The following is a 26,583-nucleotide window of genomic DNA, read 5'->3' on the forward strand; positions in this document are numbered from 1 at the left end:
AATGGGCTGTCTATTTTCATCTGTATTTCTGATACGATTTTTTATCTTTAAACAAGACTTTCGTTTTTAGTTGAAGCTTTTATCATAAAAATAGCACGCTTCTAAAAAGTTAACTTTTTAGAAGCGTGTTTCATGATTTAGGTTTTTTCTATTTTCTACATAAATTGCTAGCTTTTATTTCAATATTTTTAATCGGTAATTTTCAAAATAGTTGGGATTATTTTTTCCTTGCAACCAAGTAAAAATCCCCATAAGTAATGCTCCGATTGTATTAGTCAATAAGTCCCCCATTGTATCCATCAACGCTGCACGACCAACAAATACGGTGCCGTTAGAAGAGGCAAAACGTTGGAGGTTCATTCCCAAAAATTGGTCACATAAAAACTCCCAAAATTCCCAAAATACACCACATACTCCTGCAAAAGCAAAGCCAAATAATAAAAACAGCCACGGACTAGTTTTGGAAATAGGCGCTTCTTTTAGTAATAAACCAATCAAACCATATCCTAGTGCAGTTAAAACCATGGGGCTTACTGCATGTAATATTTTATCCCAAAAAGAAACGATACTAATCAAATGCATCCCGGTTCCTAAAAAGACTGAAATGAACAAAAAAAACCAGTAAAATAAAACGATTGCATCGGGTATGCACAATTTAGTTAATTTCTTTACGATTTGTGGAAGAAAAATTAATAAAATGCCCGCAGAAGATTCAATGATAAAAGTGATTCCTTGCTTCGTTGAGTATTTTTTTAAGAAAAATTCATAAAGATTATAGCAAACCACCAAAGCGCCAAAAAAAAGCAATGCTGTCTGTATTTTTTTCATTGTGTTAGTCACCAAATGTTCCTCCAATAAGATAATTTTTTAAAGCACGATACAATATCTCTTCATTTGAAACAACTACTCCGTTTTGTTTAATTAATCCAACAGTATAAAGATTCAAATAATGGAATTGGTTTTCTGCAACTTCTTGTAAGGCCTGAATTTTTTGAGGATTCGTGCTACCTTGTTGCCGGCTATCCGTATAAAGTCCAATGATTGGTATTTCTTTTGCGTATGCCACACCAATTTCTGAAGCCACTCCCGGATCAATTGTTATCCCGTCTAATAAGGCAATCATCAAGTCGCTCTTAAGTATTTGTTCAGTATCTGCTAAGGCAATCGTTTTACTGTTTGCATAAGCTGTTTTATCATTGATTGCTTCATTTTCTTGTGGAAGATAAATCACTAAACTTTTTGAAATACGTCTGATTTTCTCCACAAGCATTGCATTATAAAGAAAGTCGCTTTTCGCAAAAAGTGGAGCAGCAAAATAAATTTTCATTTTTCATCGTCCTTTTTAGAAATAATCACTGAAGTAAGCTTCCATAGTTGGAAGTATCAATTCGAGTGTTTTTAGTGTTTCCTCATCTGTTTTGAGTCGTTCAATCCGAGCAAGATAAGAAGCTCGCCGATAATTCATCATCAAACAAGTCAATGTTTGAATGGATAAATAAACAGGCTGTCCTACAGGTTCTTGCAAAATTGTCAATTGTCCCTCTTTATCCCATATTAATCCAAAAATCCCGTTGTTCCATGAAGCAATGGGATCTTCGACAACAAAGTGAAAAGGTTTTGCCACAGAAACAAATGGAAATTGTTTAAGAAACTCTTTGACATCAACAATTCTTGCCATGTAATAAGGTTCAATTTGCTCTTTGATTTGACTATCTTCAATTAAAAAAGCAAGCGGTTCATGTTTATAAATATCACCTTGGATCCAATAGACCATAGAAAAATGAGCAGAAATAAAATTCCATAAACCATTGCGTGCCTCTTGATTTAAGTAAAACATTTCTTTTACGTGAAAAATCTCTTCAGCTACCCAGTAAAACAATACACCAATAGGTTCACGTTCATTTGTATAATAAATAGCCGCTGTTCGTTCTTCTTTATTTTCAAACCGCCAATATTCTTCCCAGTGAAAATGACTGCGGAACAAAGCACCGTGGTTCTGGGCGGTAAATTTTTGATATACTTGATAGACATCCAGATGATCGACTGGCAAACGCTTCACCATACCGTTTACAGGTACATGCTTTGGCAATTGTGTATCCCGAATTTTAAACGTCAATTTATCAGACATGATTTCCCAGCCTTTACGCCGATAGTAAGGAATGTTGTATGGATATAAGTAAGAAATCCATTGTTTCTTTTTACGCATATTGTCTAAAGCCACTAAGATTAAATCTTGCATCAAGCCGTGATTTGCATATTCTGGATAGGTGCCGACTCCTGTTAGACCGCCCATTTTATAAGGCGTACCATGAATATTTACTTCACATGGATAAATTGCAATTTGTGAAATTAATTTTTCTTCATGAAACCAGCCAAATACTTCAGATAATTCTAGGATCGGACGCTTGGAGCGGATAAAGGCGCGCTTATTTTCAAAGCCACTTTCTTCAATGTCTGCTTCCGTTACTTGAAAAACATAAGACAATAACGCATTAAATTGATCGACATCTTTTTCAGTTACAGATTTTAGTTCAAGATTTTTTTTAAAATCTTTTTGGTTCATTCTTTCATCTCCAATTATTTACTCGCTTCTAGTATAACAAAAATTGCTAAAAAAAACTTCTAAAGCCGACTAGGTAAAAAGTCTTTAAATTCCTTCTTTTCATTGATATAATAAAAAGTGCTGATTAAACGAAAAGAGGAGACGCTATGGATATAAAAAAAATGAAGCAACGCCAAGAGCAAATTCGAAATTTTTCGATCATTGCTCATATCGACCATGGTAAATCAACGCTGGCCGATCGTATTCTAGAAAAGACGAACACTGTGACGTCTCGGGAAATGCAAGATCAGCTATTAGACTCAATGGATCTGGAGCGTGAACGTGGTATCACGATTAAGTTAAATGCGGTTGAGTTGAACTATACGGCTAAAAATGGTGAGACCTATATCTTCCATTTAATTGATACGCCCGGGCATGTCGACTTTACCTATGAAGTATCAAGAAGTTTGGCAGCTTGTGAAGGTGCAGTGTTAGTTGTCGATGCGGCACAAGGAATTGAAGCTCAAACTTTAGCCAATGTGTATTTAGCTTTGGATAATGAACTTGAAATTTTACCAGTGATCAATAAAATTGACCTGCCGGCAGCAGATCCTGAACGAGTACGTCAAGAAATTGAGGATGTTATTGGGATTGATGCGAGTGAAGCTGTTTTAGCCAGTGCAAAAGCTGGAATTGGTATTGAAGAAATACTTGAACAAATTGTTGAATATGTTCCTGCGCCGTCAGGAGACATTGAAGCGCCTCTAAAAGCGTTGATTTTTGACTCTGTTTATGATAGCTATCGAGGGGTAGTTTTAAACGTTAGAATTACAGACGGTATGGTTAAACCCGGCGATAAAATCAAATTGATGAGCAATGGAAAAACATTTGACGTGACAGAAGTAGGTGTTTTTTCACCAAAACCTGTCACAAGAGATGTTTTGATGGTCGGCGACGTAGGATATATTACAGCAAGCATTAAAACCGTTCAAGATACACGTGTAGGAGATACCGTTACTTTGGCTGATAATCCAGCACAAGAAGCGTTACCGGGTTATCGTAAAATGAATCCAATGGTTTATTGCGGGCTATACCCCATTGATACTTCTCGCTATAACGATTTGCGTGAAGCTTTAGAAAAGCTGCAATTAAATGATGCCGCATTGCAATTTGAACCGGAAACTTCTCAAGCGTTAGGTTTTGGTTTTCGCTGTGGGTTTTTGGGCCTTTTGCACATGGATGTTGTACAAGAGCGTTTGGAACGAGAGTTTAACTTAGAACTGATTACGACTGCTCCGTCGGTTATTTATCATGTGAATAAAACGGATGGATCTCTGGCAATTGTAGACAATCCAGCTGATTTTCCCGAACCCGTCACGATTCAAGATGTAGAAGAACCATTTGTAAAAGCTCAGATTATGGTACCGAATGACTACGTGGGGGCAGTCATGGAATTATCTCAAAGAAAACGTGGCGAATTTATTACCATGGATTATTTAGATGAGTATCGAGTAAATGTTGTTTATAACATTCCACTTTCTGAAATCGTCTTTGATTTCTTTGATAAATTAAAATCTAGTACGAAAGGCTACGCTTCACTTGACTATGAAATGTCTGGCTATCAAAAAAGCAAGCTAGTAAAGATGGATATCTTGTTAAACGGCGAAAAAGTCGATGCTCTAAGCTTTATCGTTCACCGAGACTTTGCTTATGAACGTGGAAAAGCCATTGTTGAAAAATTGAAAAAACTAATTCCGCGTCAACAATTTGAAGTACCCGTTCAAGCAGCAATTGGACAAAAAATTGTGGCTCGTTCAGACATTAAAGCATTGCGTAAAAACGTATTAGCAAAATGTTACGGTGGTGATGTCTCACGTAAACGAAAACTTCTTGAAAAGCAAAAAGAAGGAAAGAAACGAATGAAACAAATCGGCAGCGTAGAAGTCCCGCAAGAAGCCTTCATGGCTGTTTTGAAAATGGACGAGGATGAAGGGAAAAAGTAATAAGGGTTTGTTTGAAAATCCTGAAAAAATATACCGCATTTACATGGAATTGCCACCGGATTGCCACCGGTGGTTTTTTTTCGGTGGCAAACCTTAAGAATTCCTTCTCAGATTCTCCATGATATCGACTGTTTCATTTCTCATCTTATTTGTGACATGAGAATAGGTATCCATCGTAATTGAAATTCTACTGTGACCTAATCGTTCAGAAATTTCCTTCATCTTTGCCCCATTTTCAAGAAGAAGGGTAGCATGGGTATGTCTTAAAGAATGGAAATTGAAAGAGATAGACAAGGCATTTGATATTCGTCTAGTATTCCATTTTACAACACTTGGTGTAACCAACTCACCATTTTCTTTCGTACAGACTGCGTTTGATTCATTGTAAAATTTTCCATATTTCCTTCTATTTTCTAATTGCTGTTTTTTATGTTTTTTAAGTATAGATTGTAACGTTTGTCCAATGAAGATCGTTCTATTTGAACTCTTAGTCTTTGGTGTACCATATATCCATTCTTTATCTTGCTTTACCATCTGTTTTTCTACAGTAATTGTGCCAACAGAAAAATCTATATTATCCCAAGTAAGTCCACAAACTTCTCCCACACGCATGCCGGTATAAAATCCTATATTAAGAGGAATATAAAAAGGATGTCCCTCGGGAGTAATAGAAAGGATTCGTTCGAAATCATCAATAGTAATAATCTTTAAATCTTTTTTTGTTGTTGGAATATCTTCATATTTTGGTATCTTAACGTATAGCATGGGATTTTGTTTCAATAACCCCCACGGATAAACAGCCATGTTCAAGGCATTTTTAAGGACAGAGTGAGTAATAGTCATCGTCTTCTTTGAGTAACCTTTTTTAAACTCATCATTAATAAAGTTTTGAAGTAGAGCAGGAGAGAGGCTAGTTAGCTTTTTCTTGCCCAAATAACCATTGATATGATTTTTGATAGTATAACGATAATTTTCGTATGTGTTGAATTTCAAGTTCAATTTGACATATTCTTCCATCCAGAAATCAAGGTATTCTTTTACTCGGGTGTCTGTGTCTAAAAAGTATTGACCAGTTTCATCAATATCTATCAAAACCTTACGCAAAGCTGCTTCAGCTTCTTCTCGACTATCTCCTCCGACTTTTTCAACTTTCTTTCTTGATCCATCTTCATTGATATCTTCAAAATAATAATACCAACGTTTTCCTCTTTTTCTAACTCCACCGCGCATAATTTATTAACCTTTCGCGGTTTTTTGGCGGAATAATGGCGATTTTTCGCTATATTAACGTGTTAGTATGATAGTATCGAAAGAAGAGGAATTCGGCAAATAAAATAAACAAGTTTTCTACATTTCAGACGGCAGCAACAAAAAAATAAAATGTGGTTTCAACAGCTGCCGTCTGATTTTACATAATTGATCATCTCAACGAGGTGGTCTTTTTATTATTTACATAATCAGTTATCCTTTAAATATAAATTTGCAAAGGAGAAATGATCATGGGTGAAAAACTGGATGCAGCTAAAAATTTTTTATTTGAAAATGTTTTGTCAGTAGTGATCGAACATGGAAAAGATTTTCTAAAAGAAAATGCACTACCCCTATTAACAAACGAAATTGCAAGGCAAGGTGGTGATATATTGATTATGGAGCTAATTTAATACCTGGTATTGGTGGAGCTATAACGGAATTCAGGACGAATAAAAAAATAAGAAATTTAGAAGTTATGGTTCAAATTATTAATAAAAGAAATGAAGAATTAAAGGAAAAATTCGAAAAGCAGACTTTGGAGAATAAAGAAATTTTAGATGAAATATTTGAAATGATTATGAGGAAAATTGAATCCACTAATCAGTCTGAAAAAATTGAATTTATGATCAATGGTTATTCAGAATTTTTAAACTTGGATAATCTATCTTTTGATGTAGCATACTTATATTTTGATACCCTTGATAAATTGACCATTTTAGATATTTCAGTTCTTAAATTGTCATATAAAACTAATACACTTGACGATATCGATGGATATAATAGCTACACAGAGTTATTAGAGGCGTTTGATATAAACTATGATCAATAATTGCGGTACGAGAAAATTTAATGAGAATAGGTCTATTAGAAAACGAATACGATGAAAAACTAGTAAAGGATTTAAAAAATCTTCAAATTGCAATTGGCGAAATTAGAAATTCAACAGAAAGTATTCTAGTCGCTCTATCAGGAAAGAAAAACGCTAAATTAAAAAGTCTATCTAGAAAAAGCGAAATCAAGCTAAAAGCAAAAGACAGACTGACTATATCAAAATTCGGAAGAGACTTTATACGTTTCTTTATTCTTAATAATAAACATACAACTGAAAATGCTAGATGAAAAACAAAACTAGCAAATGCACGAGCCTTGTTTTATAATAGTTTTTGTAGAAAAGTGAAAAGTGGTGGCTAGTCCCAATAGAAATGGGGTGACGCCTATGTTGATTTGTGGCTTGATCCCTAGAAGGGAGTAGGCATGTCTGTTTATCAAGCATTGTCGCTAATGATTGCATTTGCAACGTTAGTCTTGCTTATTGCAGATTACAAGAACAAAAAATAACCATCTAATCACTTTGGCAGGGAGTTAGATGGTTCAAAACATTTAATCAAAAGCCAACGTCTTTTTAACGGTTCTACAAAGGGACGTGTTAGCAACACGTTCTTTTTCTATATTCATTATAGCATGAAGAAAAATAAAATCAATCAGGATCGCTCGTTGAGTGGTCTTTTTATTTTGTCTGGGGGAGGCAATGTACATGAAAAACTACTGGTATGTATCATTATCAAATAGATATCTTCAACCGAACGCAGATGATCCATCAGAGTGAGAAGTATTCCATCGTTGAAATGAGGAGAGAAGCAACTCCACATGAGATTGATCGCTGCAAACTGATTTATTGTGGTCACGGCTATTTCAACGAACAGAATATACAATGGCATTGTGCAAATTGTGAAAAATATCGTGATGAATCCTGCACAATTATTTGCGTTGGTATTTGCCTTATATGGCTATATTGTCGATCCAACAACGAAAGGATTTTCAGATAGTCAGCAAGCTTTAACTTATGAAAAACCGAAAGGGGAATAACTATGTCATTAAATATAGTAGATTTATCAAACAAAAATGGCTCAAAAAATGTCGTAGATTATCCTGCTGATGCTTATATGTTTAAAGCATCAGCAGGCTGTAATTTTGTGGACAAATACTGCGATCAATTTGTTCAACAAGCCATAAAAGCTAATAAGCCTGATAGTTCATTTTTTAAAGCTAGCTTATTGAAATTTAAAATAAATTTACAGAAATTGTCAGATTCGTATAATCAAAGTAGTGAAGATTTAAATATACAAGTTTCAGGAACGTTTTTTTCCAGACGAAAATTTTCAAAAAGAGTATAATCGTTTATTTATTTCTATTACGTTGTATCCACACACAGGCTGTGAATTAGCATCACAAATAGCATATGAAATTCCTTACGAATTGATTGGAAAAAGTATATCATTTGATTATACTTTTCATATTTCTAAGAAGATAATTCATAAAAAGATAAATAAATACTTTTGCTTATCATTGGCAACTACTTCGAAATGTGATGGAGAAATGGGAATTAGCGCTTCTCTTGAAGCTGGAAAGTTTTTTGAAAATTATTTTCCTATTAATGCTATTGATCTCCTGGGGGATGAATGAAATGGCGAATAAATTACTAATCCAAAAGAAAACAACATCATTCCATATAAGTCTAGTTATGATGGAAACGGGGGTGGTGGAGATATGACGAGGTATGTAACAAAAAATGAATTTGATTCCTCAATCATTATTCCAATACTTTTAAAAAGCTTATTGAAAAAATAAGGTATAATTTTACGTTCAGATTTGATTTTTGTTTTATTAATATTACCGTAGCGACCATTATAAGCTAATGATATATTTGCTTCTCCGAATTCAGTGGATACGTGCAACTGGTACATAGGAATTCCTTCTGTTTCAAGATATGAAATTTTTAAATTATCACCAGATTCTACGCTAATTACTTTGCCAGTCGGCTTATAAATAAGTTCAGAATTTTTTTCATCAATTTTTTTATATTGCATTATTTGTAATTTCATAGGGACATTTTCGGGAGAAAACAGTACAATCATATTTGAATTTGAATTAACATCTATTTCATCAAAAATATTATGAACACTGATTCTTTCCTTTTGGCTTATAGGGTAAAACTCTAACGTTATATCTTCATAATAAGTTTTATTGAATGAAAACCCCAAAATTAAAACAAAAATTGCAAATATAAACTTAAAAAATCCAATATATAAGCTTATAATGGTTTGCTTTTTTTCATACCAAGCATAAATTTTTTCATAAATTTTCCTCTTACTATACAATTTAATTATTAATGAGCGAGGTCTTTTTTGCGTTCTGCAATTAATTGTTCCAGCTCCTCTAAATCTTCAAAGGTAGCTTGGTTCCTAATGAACGATCGGGAGCGTGAACGATTGCTAAGATACTTAGCGTGCTCTTTGTTTTTTTCTTGCCATTTCTTATTGGCTTCAGTTTGCTTATTTTTTTTGGTCATTTTGATTTCTCCTTTTTTCAACTTGTGTCAAAGCGCCGACAACTAACAGAATAATAAAGTAGGTCAACCAGTTAATAATATTGAACAGCATCAATCCTAGACCAACAAAGACAACTAGCAGCAAAGTGATAAGATATACTTTTCTTTTCATAATTGACGTGATAAACTGATGGAAAGGGAGAGAAGCCTTGCGGCTCTCTCATCAGTCGTCGTTGTCATCTTTTAGTAGTTCTTTCAGAATCTTAGCGGATTGAAGAATTCCTAAAACGATAGCGACGGCTTTTCCTATTTCATCAAGTCTCACACATTTCACCTCCTCCTTAACTATATTCATATTATACTATGCATAGTATAATAAGTCAACATTCTAGCTATAAATAAAAAAATGCCACCGGATTGCCACCACTAGTTGAGGTTAGCTCGGTAGATTTGAGTCCATCTTAGAATAGCAGGGGATAAAAAAAGCTTCTAGAGTACTTATCACTAAAAGCTTAGAGACTATTTCAAATTGTTAGAGAATAACACAGTATAAATATAGCGAAAAGAAGCCTTCATGGCTATTTTGAAAATGGACGAGGATGAAGGGAAGAAGTAATAAGGGTTTTTCTCTATTCATTAAAACCCTTGCGCTGACTTTTCCCACATTTCTCCCACGTTAAAATGGGAGATGATCAAAAGACACTATTGACATCTTTGAAAAGTTGTCGATAGTGTCTTTTTTCATTTTTTTAGTTACAAGTGGTAAGTATCCATAGTAGTAGCTCATTTAGAATGCTTTATCTTGCTTGTATCAAAATATGGTAGATAACGTTTCTGGTTCGATTTAAAGATATTAATTGAAGCTGATTTGATGTTAAAAGATATTGAAGATTAGAAAACAAACCTCAACTTAAATAGAATGTGAGGTGGTGTGTATTGAATAACAAGAAAACGTGATTCAAGACGTGACGAATCTAAGAAAATTTAGTTAGATTCCAATGGAGAAAAGCAATTAAAAGAAATTGTATCCGAACTGAATGTTTCAGATTAGAAAATGGAAATTGCAAGATCAAAGGAGTACTGAATTGAAAAGTAACGTTACTTTTCCTAATGGTAACGTTACTAAACAAGGAGGCGCTCCTTTTGGTAATAAAAATGCCTTGAAAATAGGAGAAGATGAATCTATATTTTTCGAGACGCTAAGCGATGAAGAAAAGGACATCTATTCTAGTTTGAATGATGATCCTTAACTCGCAATATTTAAAGGTTGTATCACTTTCTGTCTAGTTTTGTGTACTTTTTTTTGAAGAACTGTTACTTTCTAAATTAACCATAGTAGAAGTATCCGTGGTCGTTTTCTGTGGAGTATCCGATTTTGGTTCTTTATTTCCACAAGCTCCTAATACAATACTAAAAAACAAAATCAAACCTAAACCAACAATTTTTTTCATAGTTCCTCCCAAGTGAATAGATAATTTATTCCCACTTAAAGGCAGACAGTGATGGTCGCCAAGTTAAAAATCATTTATTTTCGGAAAGCCTATATAAATTTAGAGAATTGAGAAATATTTATGCTTAATTTAATACGGTCATCTTCAATATAGTTTTTCCAATGATCGTTTCTAGTTAATCATAACGTCTATTGACAATAAAATCAAAAATTTACTGATTAACACTTGAAAACTGTTGCTAGCAGTAAGAGGAAAGCTCAGATAAAAATTTAGAATAGCCATTAAATAATTATTTATAAGGGGATTAGGATTTACACTGACCTTAAATGTAAGAAGAGAAGTATCAAAAAAGAAAAAGTAATAGAATAGAAAAAAGACGGATTTTACTGTGTGAAGTTCCGTTTTTTTCTTTTTTGAAAGGCAGATTATACTTTAAAGTGCAAAGGTGATAGAACCCTATCACTAGTGCATTTTAAAGTATTTTTTTATGGAGGAAAGGACATGAAAATTTTTAAATGGTCTGTCGAAACAATCGTTTGTAAAAATGATTATTCATTAGAAAGTTTTTCTTTTGTCATTGAAACGATTGGTGATTCTAAGCAAGAGCTTTTTCAGATTGCTAAGTATAAAACCCAAGAATTTCTAAAACAAAAAAAACAAACATTTCGACGAATCAATATTTGCTGGTTAAAGTTGAAAAAGTCTTATCAGGTAAGTAACTATCAACGATTCATTCGATTGTATGAGAGTAAAAGACCTCGAAAAGCAATCATGAACATTCTCCAAATTCCTTTCTGAAAACTTCGAGAATATGAAGAATATTATAACGGAAATACAAAACAGCTCACTAAAAAGAAATATCTTGGATTAAAAAAATATATGAAAAATGAGCAAATACGTAGACGTTATAAAATTCCTGAATGTGAATTCAAACAGTTTCTACGAGGAATGTAATCTTGTGTACCATCTAATTAAATAAAATAGACACTTTATTGTGTGTAGGGTCGAGTAAACATTTGTCTGATTCGATAATTCGATAATCAAGCTTTAGGACAATGCAACCCTTTATCAAAACTCATAACTGCGCTAAACTTTGGTGGGGTAACCAAGTTGTTTACAAGGACAATGTAACCACATGGCAAGCGACAGGCATAATAAATTTTTGTATTGAATAGTAAATCTTTATTTACTAATGGATAAATTTGTAAATTTTCCATTGGCAAGTAAAGATTTTTATTTTGGAGGTGCAGAATTGAGAGTAAAAAAAAGAGAAAAATAAACAGGTTTTTACTTACAGTGGATCACTTGATGTAGAAGTAAAAAAATGTGAAAAAGAAATAATTAAAATCAATGAGCTACTCCCTTTTTTAGAATTTTCGTTTAAAGAAGCAAAAAAAGCATATGAAAGAAAATCGAAACGTCTAGAACAATTAGTTTCTTTTGTGGAGCTTGCGAAAGCAGAATTGTCTAAAAAGTCAGATTAACCTATTAAAATAACGTCATATATTTATAGGAGGGGTATTTTTGAAAAGAGAATTAACAGAAAAAGAGCAATTTCAACATGGAGATATTGTTAGGATCGTTTCTCATACTAGAAATTGTGGGATTGATCAAACGGTATTTACGGCTATTGTCGTGGATACGAAAGAGTATGGTTTAATTGCGATACCACAAGATTTTCAAGGGATGATGTATAACGCTGCTGGTAAAGGGTCTGCTTGGGAATTAGAGATTGAATGGTTATTAGACTATGATGTCGAAATCTATCTTTTAGAACGTTTTAATGAGTTACTTGGTGTGGTATGATTATTCTAGCAATACATTAAATAACTGTCAGTAGAATTTAAATTTATTGTTGAAAAAGTCATTTGTGTTAGTCGCTCTTGTCATTTATTATCAAGGAGATTAAAAATGAAATGGAATAAATTGAACAAAAAACAAAGACGGCTGTTTGTGACTGCTATTGCAGTCATAGCTGTAGGTGGTTCAGTTGGCTATAAAGTGTATGCAGATATTCAAACACAAAAACAAGTGGAACAGACACAGTTACTTGTAAATAAACAAGCTACAGCATTAAACAAGCTTCAATTAGAATTACAAAGTTTGTATAGTAATGAAAAACCAGATTTCTTGAGTAAAGATGCGACCAAAGAAATGTTGCTTAAAGAAGTGTAGAAGAAATTCTAGGCTATCTTTAAGCATTTTTTTATTAACAGAAAGGAAAAAAGAATGGGAAAAGAAAAAATTCTAACAGTAGGAATTGATTTAGGTACATCGACTACGCAGTTAGTCTTATCTAAACTGACGATCGAAAATTTTGCCTCTGCGTTTTCAGTTCCCAGAATCACTATTACGGATAAAACAGTCATTTATCGCAGTGAAATTATTTTTACTCCTTTGATGAGTCAAACGCAAATTGATGATGAAGCAATTAAAGCGTTTGTTTCCAAGCAATATCAATTGGCCGGAATCAATAAAAAAGAAATTCAAATGGGGGCAGTGATCATTACCGGAGAAACGGCTCGAAAAGCCAATGCAAGCAAAGTATTGCAAGCGTTAAGTGGTTATGCCGGAGATTTTGTCGTCGCTACGGCAGGTCCTGATTTAGAAAGCATCATTGCTGGAAAAGGAGCGGGAGCAAAAAATTATTCAATGACTCGACATGCCTCGGTAGTAAATCTTGATATTGGAGGTGGTACGAGTAATTTAGCAGTATTTAAAGAAGGTGAAATAAGCGATACGGCTTGTTTTGATATTGGCGGTCGTTTAATAAAATTTGCTCAAAATGGAACGATTTGTTACATTGCGCCAAAAATTAAGCAGATGATCCAGCAGCTTTCTTTACCGGTGAAGCTTGGTGAAAAAGCAACAGCAGCTTCCATACAGCCTGTAATTGATGAATTGGTTAAAGTACTTGAAAACAGCGTTGGAATTGGTGAAAAAAGTCCATTCTATGAGTTGTTGATCACAAATCATGGACTGCGTTTAAAAGAAGAAATTCCTCTTGTGACTTTTTCTGGTGGAGTGGCTGACTGTTTTGTTGATGAAGCATTGGCAGATTTTAAATACGGAGATATTGGGTTATTATTGGGCGCTGCGCTGCGAAAATCACGTATATTTTCAGAAAAAGAAGTCTTACAAAGCAATGAGACAATCCGCGCGACAGTCGTTGGAGCCGGCTCGCATACTGCAGAAATCAGTGGGAGTACGATTGCTTATGATGAAAAAATTTTGCCTATTAAGAACTTACCAATTTTAAAAATTTCACAAGTAGACGAAGAACTAGAAGCAAAATTGATGGGACAGCGGATTAAAGAAAAGCTTGCGTGGCATCATTTGGAGGAAACACCGCAAATTGCGTTGGCGCTGCAAGGCATGCTTAGTCCTACTTTTGCAGATATTCAACGCTACGGCGAAGGAATCGTTAGCGGCTTAACAGCATTAATTCGCGAAAATGTTCCACTAATTGTCATGGTAGAAGAGGATATGGCAAAAGCTTTGGGACATGCGCTGCATAGTTATTTGCCGCACGCTTATCCTTTTATCTGTATCGATTCAGTTAAAGTAGAAAATGGCGATTACATTGACATTGGTCAACCTGTAGCTCAAGGCGCAGTGTTACCAGTCGTTGTGAAAACATTAGTATTTAATTAAGGGAGTGACAAGGAAATGATTTTAAAAACGAGATTATTTGGCAAAGTCTATCAATTTTCTTCCGTCAAAGACGTATTAGCCAAAGCAAATGAGGAAAAATCAGGAGATCGTTTAGCCGGTGTCGGAGCCAGCTCTTCTGAAGAGCGAATAGCCGCAAAAGTCGTGTTGTCTCATCTGACATTAAACGATTTATTTAATTATCCAGTCGTAGATTACGAAGAAGATGAGGTGACACGAATCATCATCGATCAAGTCAATCACCCGATTTTTGAATCGATCAAGCATTCTATTTTAAGTGAAATGGTCGAGGAAACGCAACCATCAAAAAAAGGCAAAGAAGCAAATCATACAAATGAAACAAAGGCACCAATAGCAGAAGAAGGAATGATTGAAGACATTACCGAAGTTGATTTACGCAAACAACTCTTAGTTTCCAATGCAACATCACCAAATGACTATTTACGGATGAAATCCTTTACGCCAGCTCGAATTGGTGTAGGTCGAACCGGAACACGCTATCTGACTTCTTCTATTTTGCGTTTTCGTGCCGATCATGCAGCTGCTCAAGATGCTGTATTTTCTGACGTGGATCCAAAATTAGTAGAAGAAATGGGCTTTATTTCAACGCAAACGATTTGTCAATCCAAAGATGAATACTTGACTCGTCCAGATTTTGGTCGCCAGTTTGATGAAGAAAACATCGCACGCATCAAGCAGGAAGCGACTCATAAAGCTAAGATTCAAATGGTTGTAGGAGATGGTTTAAGCTCGGCCGCCATTACTGCCAACATTAAAGACATTTTACCGGCCATTAAACAAGGATTAAAAATGTATGGATTGGATTTTGATCAAGTCGTATTTGTTAAATATTGTCGTGTGCCGGCAATGGATAAAATTGGCGAGGTGACCGATGCGGATGTCGTATGCCTTTTAGTGGGTGAACGTCCCGGCTTAGCGACAGCAGAATCAATGAGTGCGTATATCGCTTATCGTCCAACAGTTGGAATGCCGGAAGCTCGCCGTACCGTTGTTTCAAATATTCATAAAGGCGGGACATCTGCCGTTGAAGCAGGCGCATACATTGCTGAACTACTCAAAAAAATACTAGACAGGAAAAAATCCGGCATTGAACTAAAAGAAACAGAATAGGAGAAAAAAGCCAATGAAAAATGATCGTTTAGGTGCAACTGTTTTAAGTATGCAAGTGATTCCGAACGTGGACGCCGCTTTAGCCCAACAACTTGGTTTGACTCCTAACATGCGCTCGCTAGGAATTGTTACTGCTGATTGTGATGACGTGACTTATGTTGCGTTAGATGAAGCAACAAAAGCCGCAGAAGTAGAAGTTGTATACGCCAAAAGTATGTATGCAGGAGCAGCGAATGCTTCAACAAAACTTGCCGGTGAAGTGATTGGAATCGTGGCAGGACCAAGTCCGGCAGAGATCAATAGTGCGATAACGGTGATTAAACAAGTTATTGAAGAAGAAGCAAGTTTTATCAGTGCAAATGAAGAGGACAGTATCGTTTATTTTGCGCATGTTGTTTCTCGTTCAGGCAGGTATTTATCAAAAGAGTCAAACATTCGTGAAGGAGAAGCGATTGCCTATTTGATTGCACCGCCTTTAGAAGCAATGGTGGCACTTGATGCGGCATTAAAAGCTGCAGACGTTCAAATCTGTAATTTTTTTGGACCGCCGTCAGAAACCAATTTTGGCGGAGCACTTTTAACCGGCAGCCAGTCTGCATGTAAAGCCGCTTGTGCCGCATTTGAGCAAGTGGTTCAGCGAATTGCAGATAATCCATTGAGTTATTAAGGATGTGTAAGGAATGAAAGCAATCGGAATGATTGAAGTTCGTGGTTTCTTAGGTGCGATTGGTGCTAGTGATGCAGCATTAAAAGCCGCAGATGTCCAATTATTGAATGCAGAAAGTATTCGTGGCGGACTTACGACTGTCCAATTAGGCGGAGATGTGGCAGCCGTTTATGCAGCCGTTGACGCTGGAGTAGCTGTTGCTAAAAAGCTGGACTGTTTAATTTCCCACCATGTGATTCCGCGTGTCGCTCAACAGACAGAACAGATTTTAACCAAAGCAATTTCAAAAAAAATAAAAAAAGAACCGAAAAAGCACGTGGATGAAAACCAGCAAGAAGCAGAAAAAGCAATTGCTAAAACTGACTTGCCGGATCAACCAACAGATAAAAATGAACGGATCACTGAGTTGCAGGCAAAACGTGTTTCTGAATTACGAAAAGAAGCCTATCAGTTGGACGTGAAACAATTGAAACCTTCAGAAATTAAATCTGCAAGTAAACAAGCATTAATTAACGCAATTCTAGCAGAAATAAAGGGAAGTGACAGATAATGGATAAAGACTTATGCTCCATCCAAGAAACAAGAGACTTAATTGCTTGTGCAAAGAAAGCACAATCCCGCTTAGCCGCATGCTCTCAAATGCAGATTGATCAAATCGTAAAAGCTATTTCTGAAGCAACCTTTTCGCAACGTGAACGTTTCGCTAAAATGGCTGCCGAAGAAACCGGCTTTGGAATTTACGAAGATAAAATTATAAAAAATGCGTTTGCTTCAAAAATAGTTTATGAAGAATTAAAAGAAAAGAAAACAGTCGGAATTATCCATGATGATCCGCAAAAAAAGGTAACAGAAGTTGCTGTGCCGGTGGGAGTAATTGCTGGATTAATTCCCTCAACGAATCCGACGTCAACCGTCATTTATAAAGCGTTGATCGCATTAAAAGCTGCAAACAGTATTGTCTTTTCTCCACATCCAAACGCTGTGCAATCTATTTGTGCAACGGTTGAAGTCATTCGTGCAGCGATTGAATCGGCTGGAGGACCAAAAGACAGTGTTTGTGTTATTACAACACCTACAATGGCCGCAACAAATGAGTTGATGACTCATCAAGATACAAAATTAATTTTAGCAACTGGTGGTCATGCGATGGTTAAAGCAGCGTATTCTTCTGGAACACCTGCGATCGGTGTAGGTCCCGGAAATGGTCCAGCCTATATAGAACGAAGCGCACCAATTTCTGTGGCCGTTCGCCGCATTATGGATTCAAAAACATTTGATAACGGTACCGTCTGTGCTTCTGAACAATCCATTATTGTTGAAAAAGCAATGAGTGAAGCCGTTCAAACAGAGTTGACCAAACAAGGCGCTTATTTTTTAAATGCAGAAGAAGCTGAAAAATTATCTCGGTTTATCTTGCGACCAAATGGAACAATGAATCCACAAATTGTTGGGCGTTCCGTGCAGCATATTGCCTCACTGGCGGGCTTAAACATTCCGTTTGATCGTCGTTTAATTGTCGCTAAGGAAAGTCATGTTGGTCTTAAGTACCCATTTTCAAGAGAAAAGCTTGCGCCAATTATCGCTTATTATACGGTAGAAAATTGGCAAGAAGCCTGTGACTTATCTATTGAGATTTTAAAAGGCGAAGGTGCAGGACATACCATGTGTATTCACACGGAAAATAAAGAGATTGTTCGTGAATTTGGCTTAAGAAAACCTGTTTCTCGTTTACTAGTCAATACTTCCGGCACGTTAGGAGGAATCGGGGCTTCCACGAACTTAGTTCCAGCACTTACTTTAGGCTGCGGGGCAGTGGGCGGAAGTTCGACTTCTGATAACATCGGTGTAGAAAATCTCTTTAACGTTCGCCGGGTAGCGTATGGTGTCACAGAACTTGCTGATATCCGTCAGAAATTTGGAAAAGAATCTCATGAATCCACCGAATCTGTCGTTGGGGGAAAAGCAACGGATAAAGAAGCTTTAATTGATTCTCTCGTTGCTCAAGTATTAGCACGGTTACAATAATATGTAATAGATATCAATGAAAAAATAGGAGGAATTTATAATGTCAAGTACAAATGCTTTAGGAATGATTGAAACTCTCGGTTTAGTAGGAGTTGTTGAAGCAGCAGATGCAATGGTGAAGGCAGCAAATGTGACGTTGATTGGAAAAGAACAGGTTGGCGGAGGCTTAGTGACAGTAATGGTGCGTGGGGATGTCGGTGCTGTGAAAGCCGCAACTGATGCCGGGGCTGCCGCAGCAGAACGGGTTGGAGAATTATTGTCTGTACATGTGATTCCACGACCACACACTGAAGTAGATGCGATTTTGCCGTCGGTACCTGAAAAATAATTGCTTGATGGTCGAGTATCCCAAAAATAGGCTCTTATTTTTGGGATCATTCGACTCGTTTAAAAAAAAATTCAGTAAAAAATAATTGGATTTTTAAGAAAAAGTAACTTTTCTAAAACAACGGAATGAAGGTGAAGGTAGAGATGAGTGTGATTACGGAAGAAATGCTGCGAAAAATGCTGTTGAAAAAAGAACTGCTTCCGGGAACCAGTTTTGCAGTTTCAAAAAATAGTTTATTAACACCTGCTGCTTCCGGGTATTTGAGAGAACATCAAATACAAGTAACAGTCACTGATTCGTCATTTTTACCGGCACGGAAAACACAGCAGCCGGTTCAATCAAAGAAACCGAATGCTTCAAATAATCACGGCAAACTTCGTTTAGAATTAAAAAAATTACAAAATTTATTGTCTTTTTACTTGATAGAAGAAACCAGTATGTGTGCAGAAGGCTGGCTGTATTTTGAATATCAACAATTATGGCTAAAAAAATTCAGTCAATTTGATGAACCGGTTTCTTTAAAAAATGTACCTGCACCATCCAAAAACGTTTGTAGTTCTTTCCCCCATTCAAGAACATGGCAGTATTCGATTAACGAGATTCATTATCAGATCGAAAAAATCTGTCAGATGTTGGAAGAACTTGCACCAGAACGTTTATCAATTTTTAATTTATGGGCAGAAAAATTGCAATCGATCATTTAACTGCTGCAAGAAGATGGAAAATGTGAATCATGTAGAAGAAATTGTCAATGAAGTCGTGCAGCAAATTCGCAATCAGCAGCGTTCATTTGAAGTGGAAGCATCCGGAAGACACGTTCATTTAAGTCGCAAAGAAATTGATGCACTCTTTGGTCAAGGCTATCAATTGACCAAAGTGAAGGAACTGTCTCAACCCGGACAATTCGTCTGTAAAGAACGTATTACAGTTGCTGGACCTAACGGGTTGTTTCAAAATGTCGTTATTTTAGGTCCCGAACGTACGGAATCACAAGTGGAAGTTTCAATGACAGATGCACGTGTTTTAGGCATTCGTGTGCCTGTCAGAAAAAGCGGTCATATCGAAGGAACGCCGGGTGTTGTATTGATGAATAAAGAAGCCGTCGTTCAATTAACTAAGGGACTGATTGTTGCAAAACGACACATCCATATGACACCTGAAGACGCAGCTAAAAATCAAGTAGTCAATGGTCAAATTGTGCAAGTGAACATTCAAGGAACTCGACCTTTGATTTTTGCCGATGTCGTTGTTCGCGTCAATCCGAATTTTGCAACGTATATGCACATCGATTACGATGAAGCAAATGCTTGCGGATTGAGCAAAGGAGATCGCGGATACATCTGCAAGTAAGGAGGAATAATTTGAAGATCACGGACATAGAAAAATTGATCCAAAAAGTAATGGAAGCACTCATTCATCAATTACCCGCAGCTTCATATAAATTCGCTTTAATCGAGAAAACAACAGTTCCTCCTACATTATTTTCTGAATTTGCCGTGATTGATTGGCTAGAAACGAGTGATCCAACTGAAAGAGACGGCTTGGTCGTTCATCAATTGAACTTTTCTCAAATGGCAGCGATCCATCAGCTACTTTCGATTGATAAAAAAACGGCAGCCATTCAATCTTTTTTATTTGCCGGAAAACCAGTTCTCGTTTTGCAAATGGAACCATTCGAAAATCAAAGAAAAATGAAATATCATCTAGCAAAAAAAATAACGCAACAAAAAGAACAATGTCGCCTTTACGGTCTCTATTTTGCGCAAGAAAAGGAGGGATATACTTCGTTTTTAACAGACTGCCGAAAAAAAACATTGCCGCAAAATATTTCTAAGCGAACCTACATCACGGAAGAACAATTGAAAAAAAGAATCCAGCAAAAAAGTAAAGTATTAATAACATCCAAAGAACGGTTGACACCATTAGCGAAAGACTATGCGCACAAACATCAATTATTCAAGTGAGGAGGTATTTCATGTTATTAGGAAAAGTTACTGGCAGTCTGTGGTCTACTAGAAAAGATGAAAAACTGAACGGTTGGAAATTAATGATGATCGACATAGTAGATGAAAATGACATACGCCAAGGTTTTTTAGTTGCTGCTGACAACGCAGGAGCAGGAATCGGAGACAAAGTATTAGTCAGTCAAGGACAGGCAGCTAGAATTTCAGCGACTGATTCAAAAATCCCCATTGATGCGATGATTGTTGGTGTAATCGATACAATTGAAGGATAAAGGAGATTGTCTATGAGTATCAATGAAATCATTATGTACATCATGGTTTTTTTTATGGTGATTGGCGGAATAGATAAATGTATTGGAAATAAATTAGGATTAGGAGAAAAATTTGAAGAAGGACTCATGGCCATGGGATCATTAGCGTTATCCATGGTCGGAATCATCACGTTAGCGCCTATTCTTGCTAAGGTATTTAGTGTGATCGTCGTGCCCGTGTATGAATTTTTAGGAGCAGATCCTTCCATGTTTGCAACGACTCTTTTGGCAAATGATATGGGCGGTTTTGCTTTAGCACAACAAATGGCACATGATCCGCAAGCCGGTTTATTTGCTGGGACAATTTTAGGTGCGATGATGGGACCAACAATTGTTTTCACGATTCCCGTCGCCTTAGGAATTATTGAAAAAGAAGATCAACAATATTTAGCAACTGGAGTCTTAAGCGGCATCATTACCATTCCATTTGGATTATTAGCTGGTGGTTTAGCAGCAAATATGCCAATGCGAATGATTTTGCCGAACTTATTGCCAATTGTCATTGTTGCTGCATTGATTATTATTGGTTTGTGGCTAGCGCCTAAAGGGATGATCAAAGGCTTCAACATTTTTGGTAAAGGAGTCGTCATTGTTGCCATTGCAGGACTTGTAGTCGGAGCGATTCAACAACTTGTGGGAATTACTTTAATTTCAGGAATTACACCGGTCTCTGAAGGGATTGAGACGGTTGGAAATATTGCATTGACTTTAGCTGGCGCTTTTTGCTTAGTTGCTGTAATTACAAAAGTATTCAATCAACCATTAATGAAATTAGGAAAAGTACTAGGAATGAATGAAATTGCTGCCGCAGGAATGGTTGCAACATTAGCAAATAATATTCCAATGTTTCAAATGTTAAAAGAGATGGATCGACGAGGAAAAATCATCAATGTTGCTTTTGCAGTCTCTGCTTCTTTTGTTTTAGGTGATCATTTAGGTTTTACAGCTGGGGTGGCAAAAGAAATGATTTTTCCTATGATGGTCGGAAAACTAGTCGGCGGAGTCACAGCAATTTTTGTTGCGATTTTTATGGCCAATCGTTTATTAGCAAAAACGCCGCAGACTCAAGAAAAAACGATAGAAAAAATTTAAAGAATAGAAGAATAGGAGGAAAATAGCCATGACAACTTGGGATCGTCAAATGATTGAACACTTTGTACGACAACTCATAATGGAAAAATTCATGCCGGCAAAGCAAGTAGATCCAAGCGGTATTTCTTCAGTGAAACTGGCAGAAATATCACTAACAGAAGAAGATCGTTTAGATACGGGGAATTCTACGGATCAAGTCTATACCAAAGACTTATTTTCATTGCAAGAAAGTCCTCATCTAGGCTGCGGTTTGATGGAAATGACAGCGACGACCTTTGACTGGACATTAGACTATGATGAAATCGATTATGTCATCTCGGGACAATTAGATGTATTAATTGATGGTCGTAAAATTTCAGCGAAAGCTGGCGAAATGATTTTTATTCCGAAAAGCAGCAGCATTCAATTTTCAGTGCAAGAAAATACTCGTTTTTTGTATATCACTTATCCAGCCGATTGGCAAGCACAAACAAAATAGACAGGTTATACTTCGTTCATGTATACTAAATTAAATGTTTTTAGGAATTCAGTGAAAATCTGAAACGGTCCCGCCACTGTGAGAGAATTCATTTCTCGTAGTCAGATACTAGACATTTAATGGTTCGGTTTCCTTACTTCGAGGCAAAGTAAGGGACTTTTAATAATGAAAAAGCCTCATTGTGTTTAAACAAGGGAGGAAAAAAATATGGCAAATAAGAAAAAAATCGGGCGCTGGTTCATTGGCATTATGACGCTAGTTCTACTAGCAGGTTGTAGTGCTGGTAGCAAACAAACAGCAAATACCTCTAAGAAAATGATAGAAGTCGCTATCACAGTTACGAAAGACCATGGTGCAAAGAAGATTGCTGATAAAAAAGTTTCAGTTAAAGAAGGAACAACGCTCGATACCATCATGAAAGAAAATTTTGACGTCAAAGAGCAAGGCGGAATCATCACTTCGATCAATGGAACGACTCAAGACAAAGAAGCTGGAAAATATTGGCTTTTTGATCTCAACGGGCAGCCTGCAACAAAAGGAGCAAAAGACATCAAACCTGAAAATGGCGATAAGATAAGCTGGGATTTGCATGGAAATTCGTAATCAATATGACCGCGTGTCAATCACCAGCGTTAAAAGCATTACTTTAGTTGCGTTGTTTTCGGCGTTGACTGTTTCTGGAAGATTGCTATTTGCATTTATTCCAAATGTTCAACCAGTAACTTCTTTGATTATTTTGTTTACTTTATTACTAGGCATTCGTTATGGGATGGTTGAAGCCATTCTTGTAATTGTCTTATCCAATCTGTTTTTAGGGTTTGGCATCTGGACGTTTGGACAGATTTTAGGATATATCGTGATCGTTTTACTGGTAGGTCTTTTGATTCGACCTAATTTTAAGAAAATTCCTTTTTCGGTGATGATTCTTTTTGCTGCTGCGATGGGTTTTCTTTATGGTTTTATTCAAGCCTTATTTCAGATTCCATTTTTTGGATGGGGATATTTTGTGGCTTATTACGTCAGCGGGCTTTTATTTGACGTCTATCATGCAGTCGGCAACGCAATATTTTACGTGATTTTAGCTCCCCTACTCCTTCCGTTATTAGATAAATTACTGATCGATTATGGCAGCAATCAGTTAATTGAGTAAAAGAATCTTGTCGGACGTCAAAAGAATAAATCAAAGTTTTGTTAAAAGAGCAGACAAAAGTCCTATCGGCTTTTATCTGCTCTTTTAAAATGACGGCAAGCACCGAGCAAAAAGAAAATTAATGAGTGTTCTATTCTACCAAGAAGAAAATCTATGAACCAACAACAGCACCTGCAAAACGAAATCAAGTTTTTGCAGGTGCTATTTTTGGTTTGTTAGCTAAAGCTCATGAAAAGAAGGATTTAAAAAAATAGGAGAAAAGACTACTATTTATCGCAACTTTCAAAGAAATCGCTTTCAAAATTATGAAATTTAATTTTTCTTTGAGTATACTATAGACGATCTGAATTGTAATGATTCTAAAGAGATTCAGTTTTCGTTTGGGGGTGCTACTTGATAAAAAGTGTATGGAGGAAAACCTATGGCAAGATTTGGTAAAGACATATTTTTTTTAGTCGTCGTGTTAGGGTGTATGCAACTGTTAATGAGTGTTGAACCCACTGTTTTTGCGGCAAGTGAAAGAAGCAGTGTTGGTATTACATTTAAAGGAAGTATACCGCAACAAAAGACCAACAATTCAGACAAGCAAACAAAAAATGAAGAAGAAAATCATCACGTGATCGCTAGAAAAACGTTACCTAAGACAAACGAAAAAAAAAGTTTGATCACGGAGAGAATTGGTTTTATACTCGTTGGTGTTTGCCTATTATTCATGTTGTTGAAAAGAAGAAAGAAGGAAGAAAAAAAGTGAAAAAAATTGTTTTAGCCACCATATTACTCAGTGCAGTAGGATTAGGAAGTACAGTAGTTCATGCCGAAGATTTAAAGGGAACAAGTACGGCTAAAATCGGGTTGTCTCAACAAGATCCAGATCATCCAGTTGGTCCAATTGATCCCGTAGACCCTGATGATGATCCTAATTCAAATGATCCTACTGGAAATACAGGAGTATTACGTATCGATTACATTTCAAATATTGATTTTGGCAAGCAAACAATTTCAGGTTCTACTCAAACATATGCAGCTCAAAAACCAGCATTGCGTACAGAAGCACAAGTCTCCGACTTACGTGGCACCGGCGCTAGCTGGAATTTACAAGTAAATTACGACAGCGAAAATTCAGGATTTCAAACGCAAAGCGGGCAGACATTAAAAGGTGCACAATTGACGCTACCTGTAGGAACATTAAAGACAGTTGAGAACAATCAATCGGCAGCACCTACAACTTCGACAGTTGTTGTGAATACAGATGCTCAAAATATTATGACTTCTGATGCGAATACTGGGTTGGGAACGTGGGCAGACCAAATGAATACATCAGAAGTTTCATTACAAGTTCCTTCAGGTAATTTAGCTGGAGACTATACAGCAACACTAGAATGGACACTAACGGATGCGCCAGCTTAAGAATTAACAAAAATAATGGGGGAAAATCATAATGAAAAAACAATTTTTATGTTCATTTGCAGCAACCACTTTACTAGCAACTACTTTTTTTAACGGAAGTTTTGTTTTTGCAACTGAAAATGATGAGCATGCGATTTCAAACGCAAAAATTACCTTTACAGGAGAAAATACGGATCCAGTAAATCCAGTCGACCCAGATGATCCGGATAATCCAGATAATCCAGTCGACCCAGATGATCCAGATAACCATGGAACTGATGACAATGGTCCGTTGTCGATTGACTATGTATCCAATATTAGTTTTGGTACGCAAGAAATTTCAAGTAGCAATCAAGTGTATAGTGCTTTAAATGCGGAGCCACACGTTCAAATCACGGATAAACGAGGCGTGGAAGGCGGGTGGGAATTAACCGCAGCGACTTCCAAATTTACAGCAACCGATGACTCAGAATTAAAAGGAGCCGTGTTGACTTTCAAAAATGGTGAGGCGCGGACGAAATCAGATAATACGAGTGGTAAACCGGCAGTAAATGAAGAAATTACCTTTAATAACACCGATGCCCAAGATGTTATGACGGCTGCTAGTTTAGCTGGAGAAGGAACTTGGTTGGATGTATTCCCTGGTGAAGAAGGGCACAATACGGATGTTCAACTAGTTGTACCATCCGGAAGTGCTCAAGCCAAAGAATACACGGCAACGATTACTTGGACGTTAACAGCAGGTCCAAGTGACGCAAATGAATAAAATTAGAGGAAAACGTTTTGTTGAATCTTGCTTGTTCATAGGAATGTGTTTACTTGTTCTAGCTTTAACAACGGTAAAACTGTATGCCGATTCTTCGGAATCTGCATACAGTGTAAGTGCAAATATTCCTTCTTTTCAACATAATAAAAATCTTTCTTATTTTGATTTATTATTGAAACCAAATCAAAAAGAACAAATATCTATTCATTTACAAAACAACAGTCAAGAAAAAGCTAGCTATCTTGTCAAGGTAAATAATGCAGCAACGAATAGTAACGGCGTCATTGATTACAGTCAAACGAATTTAAAAAAAGATGCGTCTGCAAAATACGTATTAAATCAGCTAGTCACGCCACCTTCACAAGAAATTAAACTTCAAGCAGGAGAGGCAAAAGATGTCTCCTTTCAAGTAGCCATGCCAAAACAAGCTTTTTCTGGAATTATTCTTGGCGGAATCCACATTAGTAAAAAAGACACCATCAGTAAAAAAGTGGAAGGTACAGCAATTAGAAATAAATACGCTTACGTCATCGGGGTACAATTGGAAAATGACACAGCCAAAGTAGAACCGGAATTAAAATTGTTATCAGCTAACCCCGGATTAGAAAACTCTTATACTACTATTTTTGCAAAGGTTCAAAATCCTACACCAACCATCATAAATAAAGTCAGCTTTGATGCCGTCATTACAAAAAAAGGTTCTGATAAAGTGCTGTACCAAACAAAAAAAGAAAATATGTCGATTGCACCAAATACAAATTTTCGTTTTCCAATCAGTTTAAACAAAGAAAAAATGGCAGCTGGAATCTATACAATGACAATTGACGCGAAAGAAGGAAAGAACAATAAAAAATGGCATTTAACTGCCGATTTTAGGATTCAAGCAACTAAAGCAAGGAAAATAAATCAGCAAGCCATCTTAGAAAAAAAGGAAAAAGAAATTCCCTATTTACCAATAATGATCGTGGTAGGAATCTTATTACTACTGATTATTCTCTTTTTAAGTTATAAATTGTTTAAACAAAATAAGTAGGTGAG

At 36.2% G+C, this 26,583-nt stretch carries 34 protein-coding genes, 3 pseudogenes and 1 riboswitch; of the genes and pseudogenes, 30 read left to right on the forward strand and 7 right to left on the reverse strand.

The window, feature by feature from the left end:
• Window positions 1–174 precede the first annotated feature (174 nt).
• Genes RV14_RS04645 through RV14_RS04655 form a run of 3 tightly spaced genes read right to left on the reverse strand, consistent with a single transcriptional unit; the run spans window position 175 to window position 2,563 of the window.
• Entirely contained in the window at window positions 175–828 is a 654-nt protein-coding gene (locus tag RV14_RS04645; protein ID WP_071855189.1) for a DUF2238 domain-containing protein, read from the reverse strand.
• A gap of 4 nt (window positions 829–832) precedes the next feature.
• Window positions 833–1,327, reverse strand: coding sequence for a nucleoside 2-deoxyribosyltransferase (locus tag RV14_RS04650; RefSeq protein WP_071855137.1), 495 nt, complete (start codon window positions 1,325–1,327; stop codon window positions 833–835).
• Between the two features lie 15 nt (window positions 1,328–1,342).
• Window positions 1,343–2,563 (reverse strand): GNAT family N-acetyltransferase, encoded by a 1,221-nt coding sequence (locus tag RV14_RS04655; RefSeq protein WP_071855138.1) that lies wholly within the window; start codon window positions 2,561–2,563, stop codon window positions 1,343–1,345.
• 146 nt (window positions 2,564–2,709) lie between these two features.
• Here RV14_RS04655 and lepA point away from each other — a divergent pair, with 146 nt between their 5' ends.
• Window positions 2,710–4,545, forward strand: a complete 1,836-nt coding sequence (gene lepA, locus RV14_RS04660) for a translation elongation factor 4 (RefSeq protein WP_071855139.1) — start codon at window positions 2,710–2,712, stop codon at window positions 4,543–4,545.
• Between the two features lie 93 nt (window positions 4,546–4,638).
• Here the strand turns inward: lepA and RV14_RS04665 are convergent, their stop codons facing one another.
• The gene (locus RV14_RS04665) at window positions 4,639–5,775 is read right to left on the reverse strand and encodes a tyrosine-type recombinase/integrase (RefSeq protein WP_071855140.1); all 1,137 of its coding nucleotides are present in this window, start codon (window positions 5,773–5,775) and stop codon (window positions 4,639–4,641) included.
• A gap of 269 nt (window positions 5,776–6,044) precedes the next feature.
• Between RV14_RS04665 and RV14_RS12620 the strand changes: the two genes are divergently transcribed.
• The 7 genes and pseudogenes from RV14_RS12620 to RV14_RS12640 all read left to right on the forward strand — a co-directional run bounded on the left by RV14_RS12620 (window position 6,045) and on the right by RV14_RS12640 (window position 7,970).
• Window positions 6,045–6,206 carry a hypothetical protein gene (locus RV14_RS12620; RefSeq protein WP_245785463.1) on the forward strand — a complete coding sequence of 54 codons (162 nt, stop codon included), beginning with the start codon at window positions 6,045–6,047 and terminating at the stop codon, window positions 6,204–6,206.
• 65 nt (window positions 6,207–6,271) lie between these two features.
• Window positions 6,272–6,625: a hypothetical protein gene (locus tag RV14_RS12625; protein ID WP_245785464.1), complete on the forward strand. Its 354-nt coding sequence runs from the start codon at window positions 6,272–6,274 to the stop codon at window positions 6,623–6,625.
• 20 nt (window positions 6,626–6,645) lie between these two features.
• Complete coding sequence (locus RV14_RS12630; RefSeq protein WP_245785465.1) at window positions 6,646–6,915, forward strand: hypothetical protein; 270 nt, start codon at window positions 6,646–6,648, stop codon at window positions 6,913–6,915.
• 135 nt (window positions 6,916–7,050) lie between these two features.
• Window positions 7,051–7,134 carry a putative holin-like toxin gene (locus tag RV14_RS12635; RefSeq protein ID WP_281245795.1) on the forward strand — a complete coding sequence of 28 codons (84 nt, stop codon included), beginning with the start codon at window positions 7,051–7,053 and terminating at the stop codon, window positions 7,132–7,134.
• Window positions 7,135–7,330: 196 nt separating this feature from the next.
• Window positions 7,331–7,535 (forward strand): annotated as a pseudogene (locus tag RV14_RS13020) (hypothetical protein); the annotation flags it as partial.
• Between the two features lie 4 nt (window positions 7,536–7,539).
• Window positions 7,540–7,662 carry a phage holin gene (locus tag RV14_RS04675; RefSeq protein ID WP_167359840.1) on the forward strand — a complete coding sequence of 41 codons (123 nt, stop codon included), beginning with the start codon at window positions 7,540–7,542 and terminating at the stop codon, window positions 7,660–7,662.
• Between the two features lie 2 nt (window positions 7,663–7,664).
• Window positions 7,665–7,970: a glycoside hydrolase family 25 domain-containing protein gene (locus RV14_RS12640; RefSeq protein WP_071855142.1), complete on the forward strand. Its 306-nt coding sequence runs from the start codon at window positions 7,665–7,667 to the stop codon at window positions 7,968–7,970.
• Between the two features lie 345 nt (window positions 7,971–8,315).
• Here RV14_RS12640 and RV14_RS04690 read toward each other — a convergent pair whose 3' ends face one another.
• Both RV14_RS04690 and RV14_RS04695 read right to left on the reverse strand, forming a co-directional pair.
• Window positions 8,316–8,954: a hypothetical protein gene (locus RV14_RS04690; protein WP_071855144.1), complete on the reverse strand. Its 639-nt coding sequence runs from the start codon at window positions 8,952–8,954 to the stop codon at window positions 8,316–8,318.
• Window positions 8,955–8,962: 8 nt separating this feature from the next.
• Window positions 8,963–9,145: a hypothetical protein gene (locus RV14_RS04695; protein ID WP_071855145.1), complete on the reverse strand. Its 183-nt coding sequence runs from the start codon at window positions 9,143–9,145 to the stop codon at window positions 8,963–8,965.
• A gap of 919 nt (window positions 9,146–10,064) precedes the next feature.
• On the opposite strand from RV14_RS04695, the pseudogene RV14_RS04700 reads away from it, so the two are divergent.
• Window positions 10,065–10,371, forward strand: a pseudogene (locus RV14_RS04700) (phage terminase small subunit-related protein); the annotation flags it as partial.
• A 39-nt stretch (window positions 10,372–10,410) separates the two neighbouring features.
• Here the strand turns inward: RV14_RS04700 and RV14_RS11875 are convergent.
• Window positions 10,411–10,575: pseudogene (locus tag RV14_RS11875) on the reverse strand (DUF5067 domain-containing protein); the annotation flags it as partial.
• Window positions 10,576–11,076: 501 nt separating this feature from the next.
• Between RV14_RS11875 and RV14_RS04705 the strand changes: the two are divergent.
• The 21 genes from RV14_RS04705 to RV14_RS04810 all read left to right on the forward strand — a co-directional run bounded on the left by RV14_RS04705 (window position 11,077) and on the right by RV14_RS04810 (window position 26,578).
• Entirely contained in the window at window positions 11,077–11,373 is a 297-nt protein-coding gene (locus RV14_RS04705; protein WP_071855147.1) for a hypothetical protein, read from the forward strand.
• A 726-nt stretch (window positions 11,374–12,099) separates the two neighbouring features.
• Window positions 12,100–12,381, forward strand: coding sequence for a conjugal transfer protein TraF (locus tag RV14_RS04715; protein WP_071855148.1), 282 nt, complete (start codon window positions 12,100–12,102; stop codon window positions 12,379–12,381).
• Window positions 12,382–12,486: 105 nt separating this feature from the next.
• Window positions 12,487–12,750 (forward strand): hypothetical protein, encoded by a 264-nt coding sequence (locus RV14_RS04720; RefSeq protein WP_071855149.1) that lies wholly within the window; start codon window positions 12,487–12,489, stop codon window positions 12,748–12,750.
• A gap of 54 nt (window positions 12,751–12,804) precedes the next feature.
• The gene (gene eutA / locus RV14_RS04725; RefSeq protein ID WP_071855150.1) at window positions 12,805–14,229 is read left to right on the forward strand and encodes an ethanolamine ammonia-lyase reactivating factor EutA; all 1,425 of its coding nucleotides are present in this window, start codon (window positions 12,805–12,807) and stop codon (window positions 14,227–14,229) included.
• A gap of 15 nt (window positions 14,230–14,244) precedes the next feature.
• Window positions 14,245–15,378, forward strand: a complete 1,134-nt coding sequence (eutC, locus tag RV14_RS04730) for an ethanolamine ammonia-lyase subunit EutC (RefSeq protein ID WP_071855151.1) — start codon at window positions 14,245–14,247, stop codon at window positions 15,376–15,378.
• A gap of 13 nt (window positions 15,379–15,391) precedes the next feature.
• Window positions 15,392–16,045: an ethanolamine utilization microcompartment protein EutL gene (eutL, locus tag RV14_RS04735; RefSeq protein WP_071855152.1), complete on the forward strand. Its 654-nt coding sequence runs from the start codon at window positions 15,392–15,394 to the stop codon at window positions 16,043–16,045.
• Window positions 16,046–16,058: 13 nt separating this feature from the next.
• Complete coding sequence (locus RV14_RS04740) at window positions 16,059–16,595, forward strand: BMC domain-containing protein (protein WP_071855153.1); 537 nt, start codon at window positions 16,059–16,061, stop codon at window positions 16,593–16,595.
• Complete coding sequence (locus RV14_RS04745; RefSeq protein ID WP_071855154.1) at window positions 16,595–18,070, forward strand: acetaldehyde dehydrogenase (acetylating); 1,476 nt, start codon at window positions 16,595–16,597, stop codon at window positions 18,068–18,070. The genes RV14_RS04740 and RV14_RS04745 overlap by 1 nt, the downstream gene beginning before the upstream one ends.
• A 40-nt stretch (window positions 18,071–18,110) precedes the next feature.
• Window positions 18,111–18,398 (forward strand): BMC domain-containing protein, encoded by a 288-nt coding sequence (locus RV14_RS04750; RefSeq protein ID WP_071855155.1) that lies wholly within the window; start codon window positions 18,111–18,113, stop codon window positions 18,396–18,398.
• Window positions 18,399–18,541: 143 nt separating this feature from the next.
• Window positions 18,542–19,102: a hypothetical protein gene (locus tag RV14_RS04755; RefSeq protein ID WP_071855156.1), complete on the forward strand. Its 561-nt coding sequence runs from the start codon at window positions 18,542–18,544 to the stop codon at window positions 19,100–19,102.
• 13 nt (window positions 19,103–19,115) lie between these two features.
• On the forward strand, window positions 19,116–19,748 hold the full coding sequence (gene eutD / locus RV14_RS04760; protein WP_071855157.1) for an ethanolamine utilization phosphate acetyltransferase EutD: 633 nt from the start codon (window positions 19,116–19,118) through the stop codon (window positions 19,746–19,748).
• 11 nt (window positions 19,749–19,759) lie between these two features.
• Complete coding sequence (locus RV14_RS04765) at window positions 19,760–20,362, forward strand: hypothetical protein (protein ID WP_071855158.1); 603 nt, start codon at window positions 19,760–19,762, stop codon at window positions 20,360–20,362.
• An 11-nt stretch (window positions 20,363–20,373) separates the two neighbouring features.
• Complete coding sequence (locus RV14_RS04770) at window positions 20,374–20,634, forward strand: EutN/CcmL family microcompartment protein (RefSeq protein ID WP_071855159.1); 261 nt, start codon at window positions 20,374–20,376, stop codon at window positions 20,632–20,634.
• A gap of 12 nt (window positions 20,635–20,646) precedes the next feature.
• Window positions 20,647–21,765, forward strand: coding sequence for an ethanolamine utilization protein EutH (gene eutH, locus RV14_RS04775; RefSeq protein WP_071855160.1), 1,119 nt, complete (start codon window positions 20,647–20,649; stop codon window positions 21,763–21,765).
• 28 nt (window positions 21,766–21,793) lie between these two features.
• Window positions 21,794–22,243 carry a cupin domain-containing protein gene (locus tag RV14_RS04780; protein ID WP_071855161.1) on the forward strand — a complete coding sequence of 150 codons (450 nt, stop codon included), beginning with the start codon at window positions 21,794–21,796 and terminating at the stop codon, window positions 22,241–22,243.
• A gap of 16 nt (window positions 22,244–22,259) precedes the next feature.
• A riboswitch (adenosylcobalamin (AdoCbl) riboswitch) is annotated at window positions 22,260–22,405 on the forward strand.
• Window positions 22,406–22,450: 45 nt separating this feature from the next.
• Window positions 22,451–22,846 (forward strand): DUF4430 domain-containing protein, encoded by a 396-nt coding sequence (locus RV14_RS04785; RefSeq protein ID WP_071855162.1) that lies wholly within the window; start codon window positions 22,451–22,453, stop codon window positions 22,844–22,846.
• On the forward strand, window positions 22,833–23,393 hold the full coding sequence (locus RV14_RS04790) for an ECF transporter S component (protein ID WP_071855163.1): 561 nt from the start codon (window positions 22,833–22,835) through the stop codon (window positions 23,391–23,393). Before RV14_RS04785 ends, RV14_RS04790 begins: the two co-directional genes overlap by 14 nt.
• Window positions 23,394–23,814: 421 nt before the next feature.
• Window positions 23,815–24,144, forward strand: coding sequence for an EF2685/EF0750 family sortase-dependent surface protein (locus tag RV14_RS04795; protein ID WP_071855164.1), 330 nt, complete (start codon window positions 23,815–23,817; stop codon window positions 24,142–24,144).
• Window positions 24,141–24,800 (forward strand): WxL domain-containing protein, encoded by a 660-nt coding sequence (locus RV14_RS04800; RefSeq protein WP_071855165.1) that lies wholly within the window; start codon window positions 24,141–24,143, stop codon window positions 24,798–24,800. The genes RV14_RS04795 and RV14_RS04800 overlap by 4 nt, the downstream gene beginning before the upstream one ends.
• A 31-nt stretch (window positions 24,801–24,831) precedes the next feature.
• Entirely contained in the window at window positions 24,832–25,545 is a 714-nt protein-coding gene (locus tag RV14_RS04805) for a WxL domain-containing protein (protein WP_071855166.1), read from the forward strand.
• The gene (locus tag RV14_RS04810) at window positions 25,538–26,578 is read left to right on the forward strand and encodes a WxLIP family cell surface protein (protein WP_071855167.1); all 1,041 of its coding nucleotides are present in this window, start codon (window positions 25,538–25,540) and stop codon (window positions 26,576–26,578) included. Before RV14_RS04805 ends, RV14_RS04810 begins: the two co-directional genes overlap by 8 nt.
• The last annotated feature ends 5 nt before the right edge of the window (window positions 26,579–26,583 follow it).

It is taken from the genome of Enterococcus ratti, from assembly GCF_001886195.1.
Classification (GTDB): domain Bacteria; phylum Bacillota; class Bacilli; order Lactobacillales; family Enterococcaceae; genus Enterococcus_B; species Enterococcus_B ratti.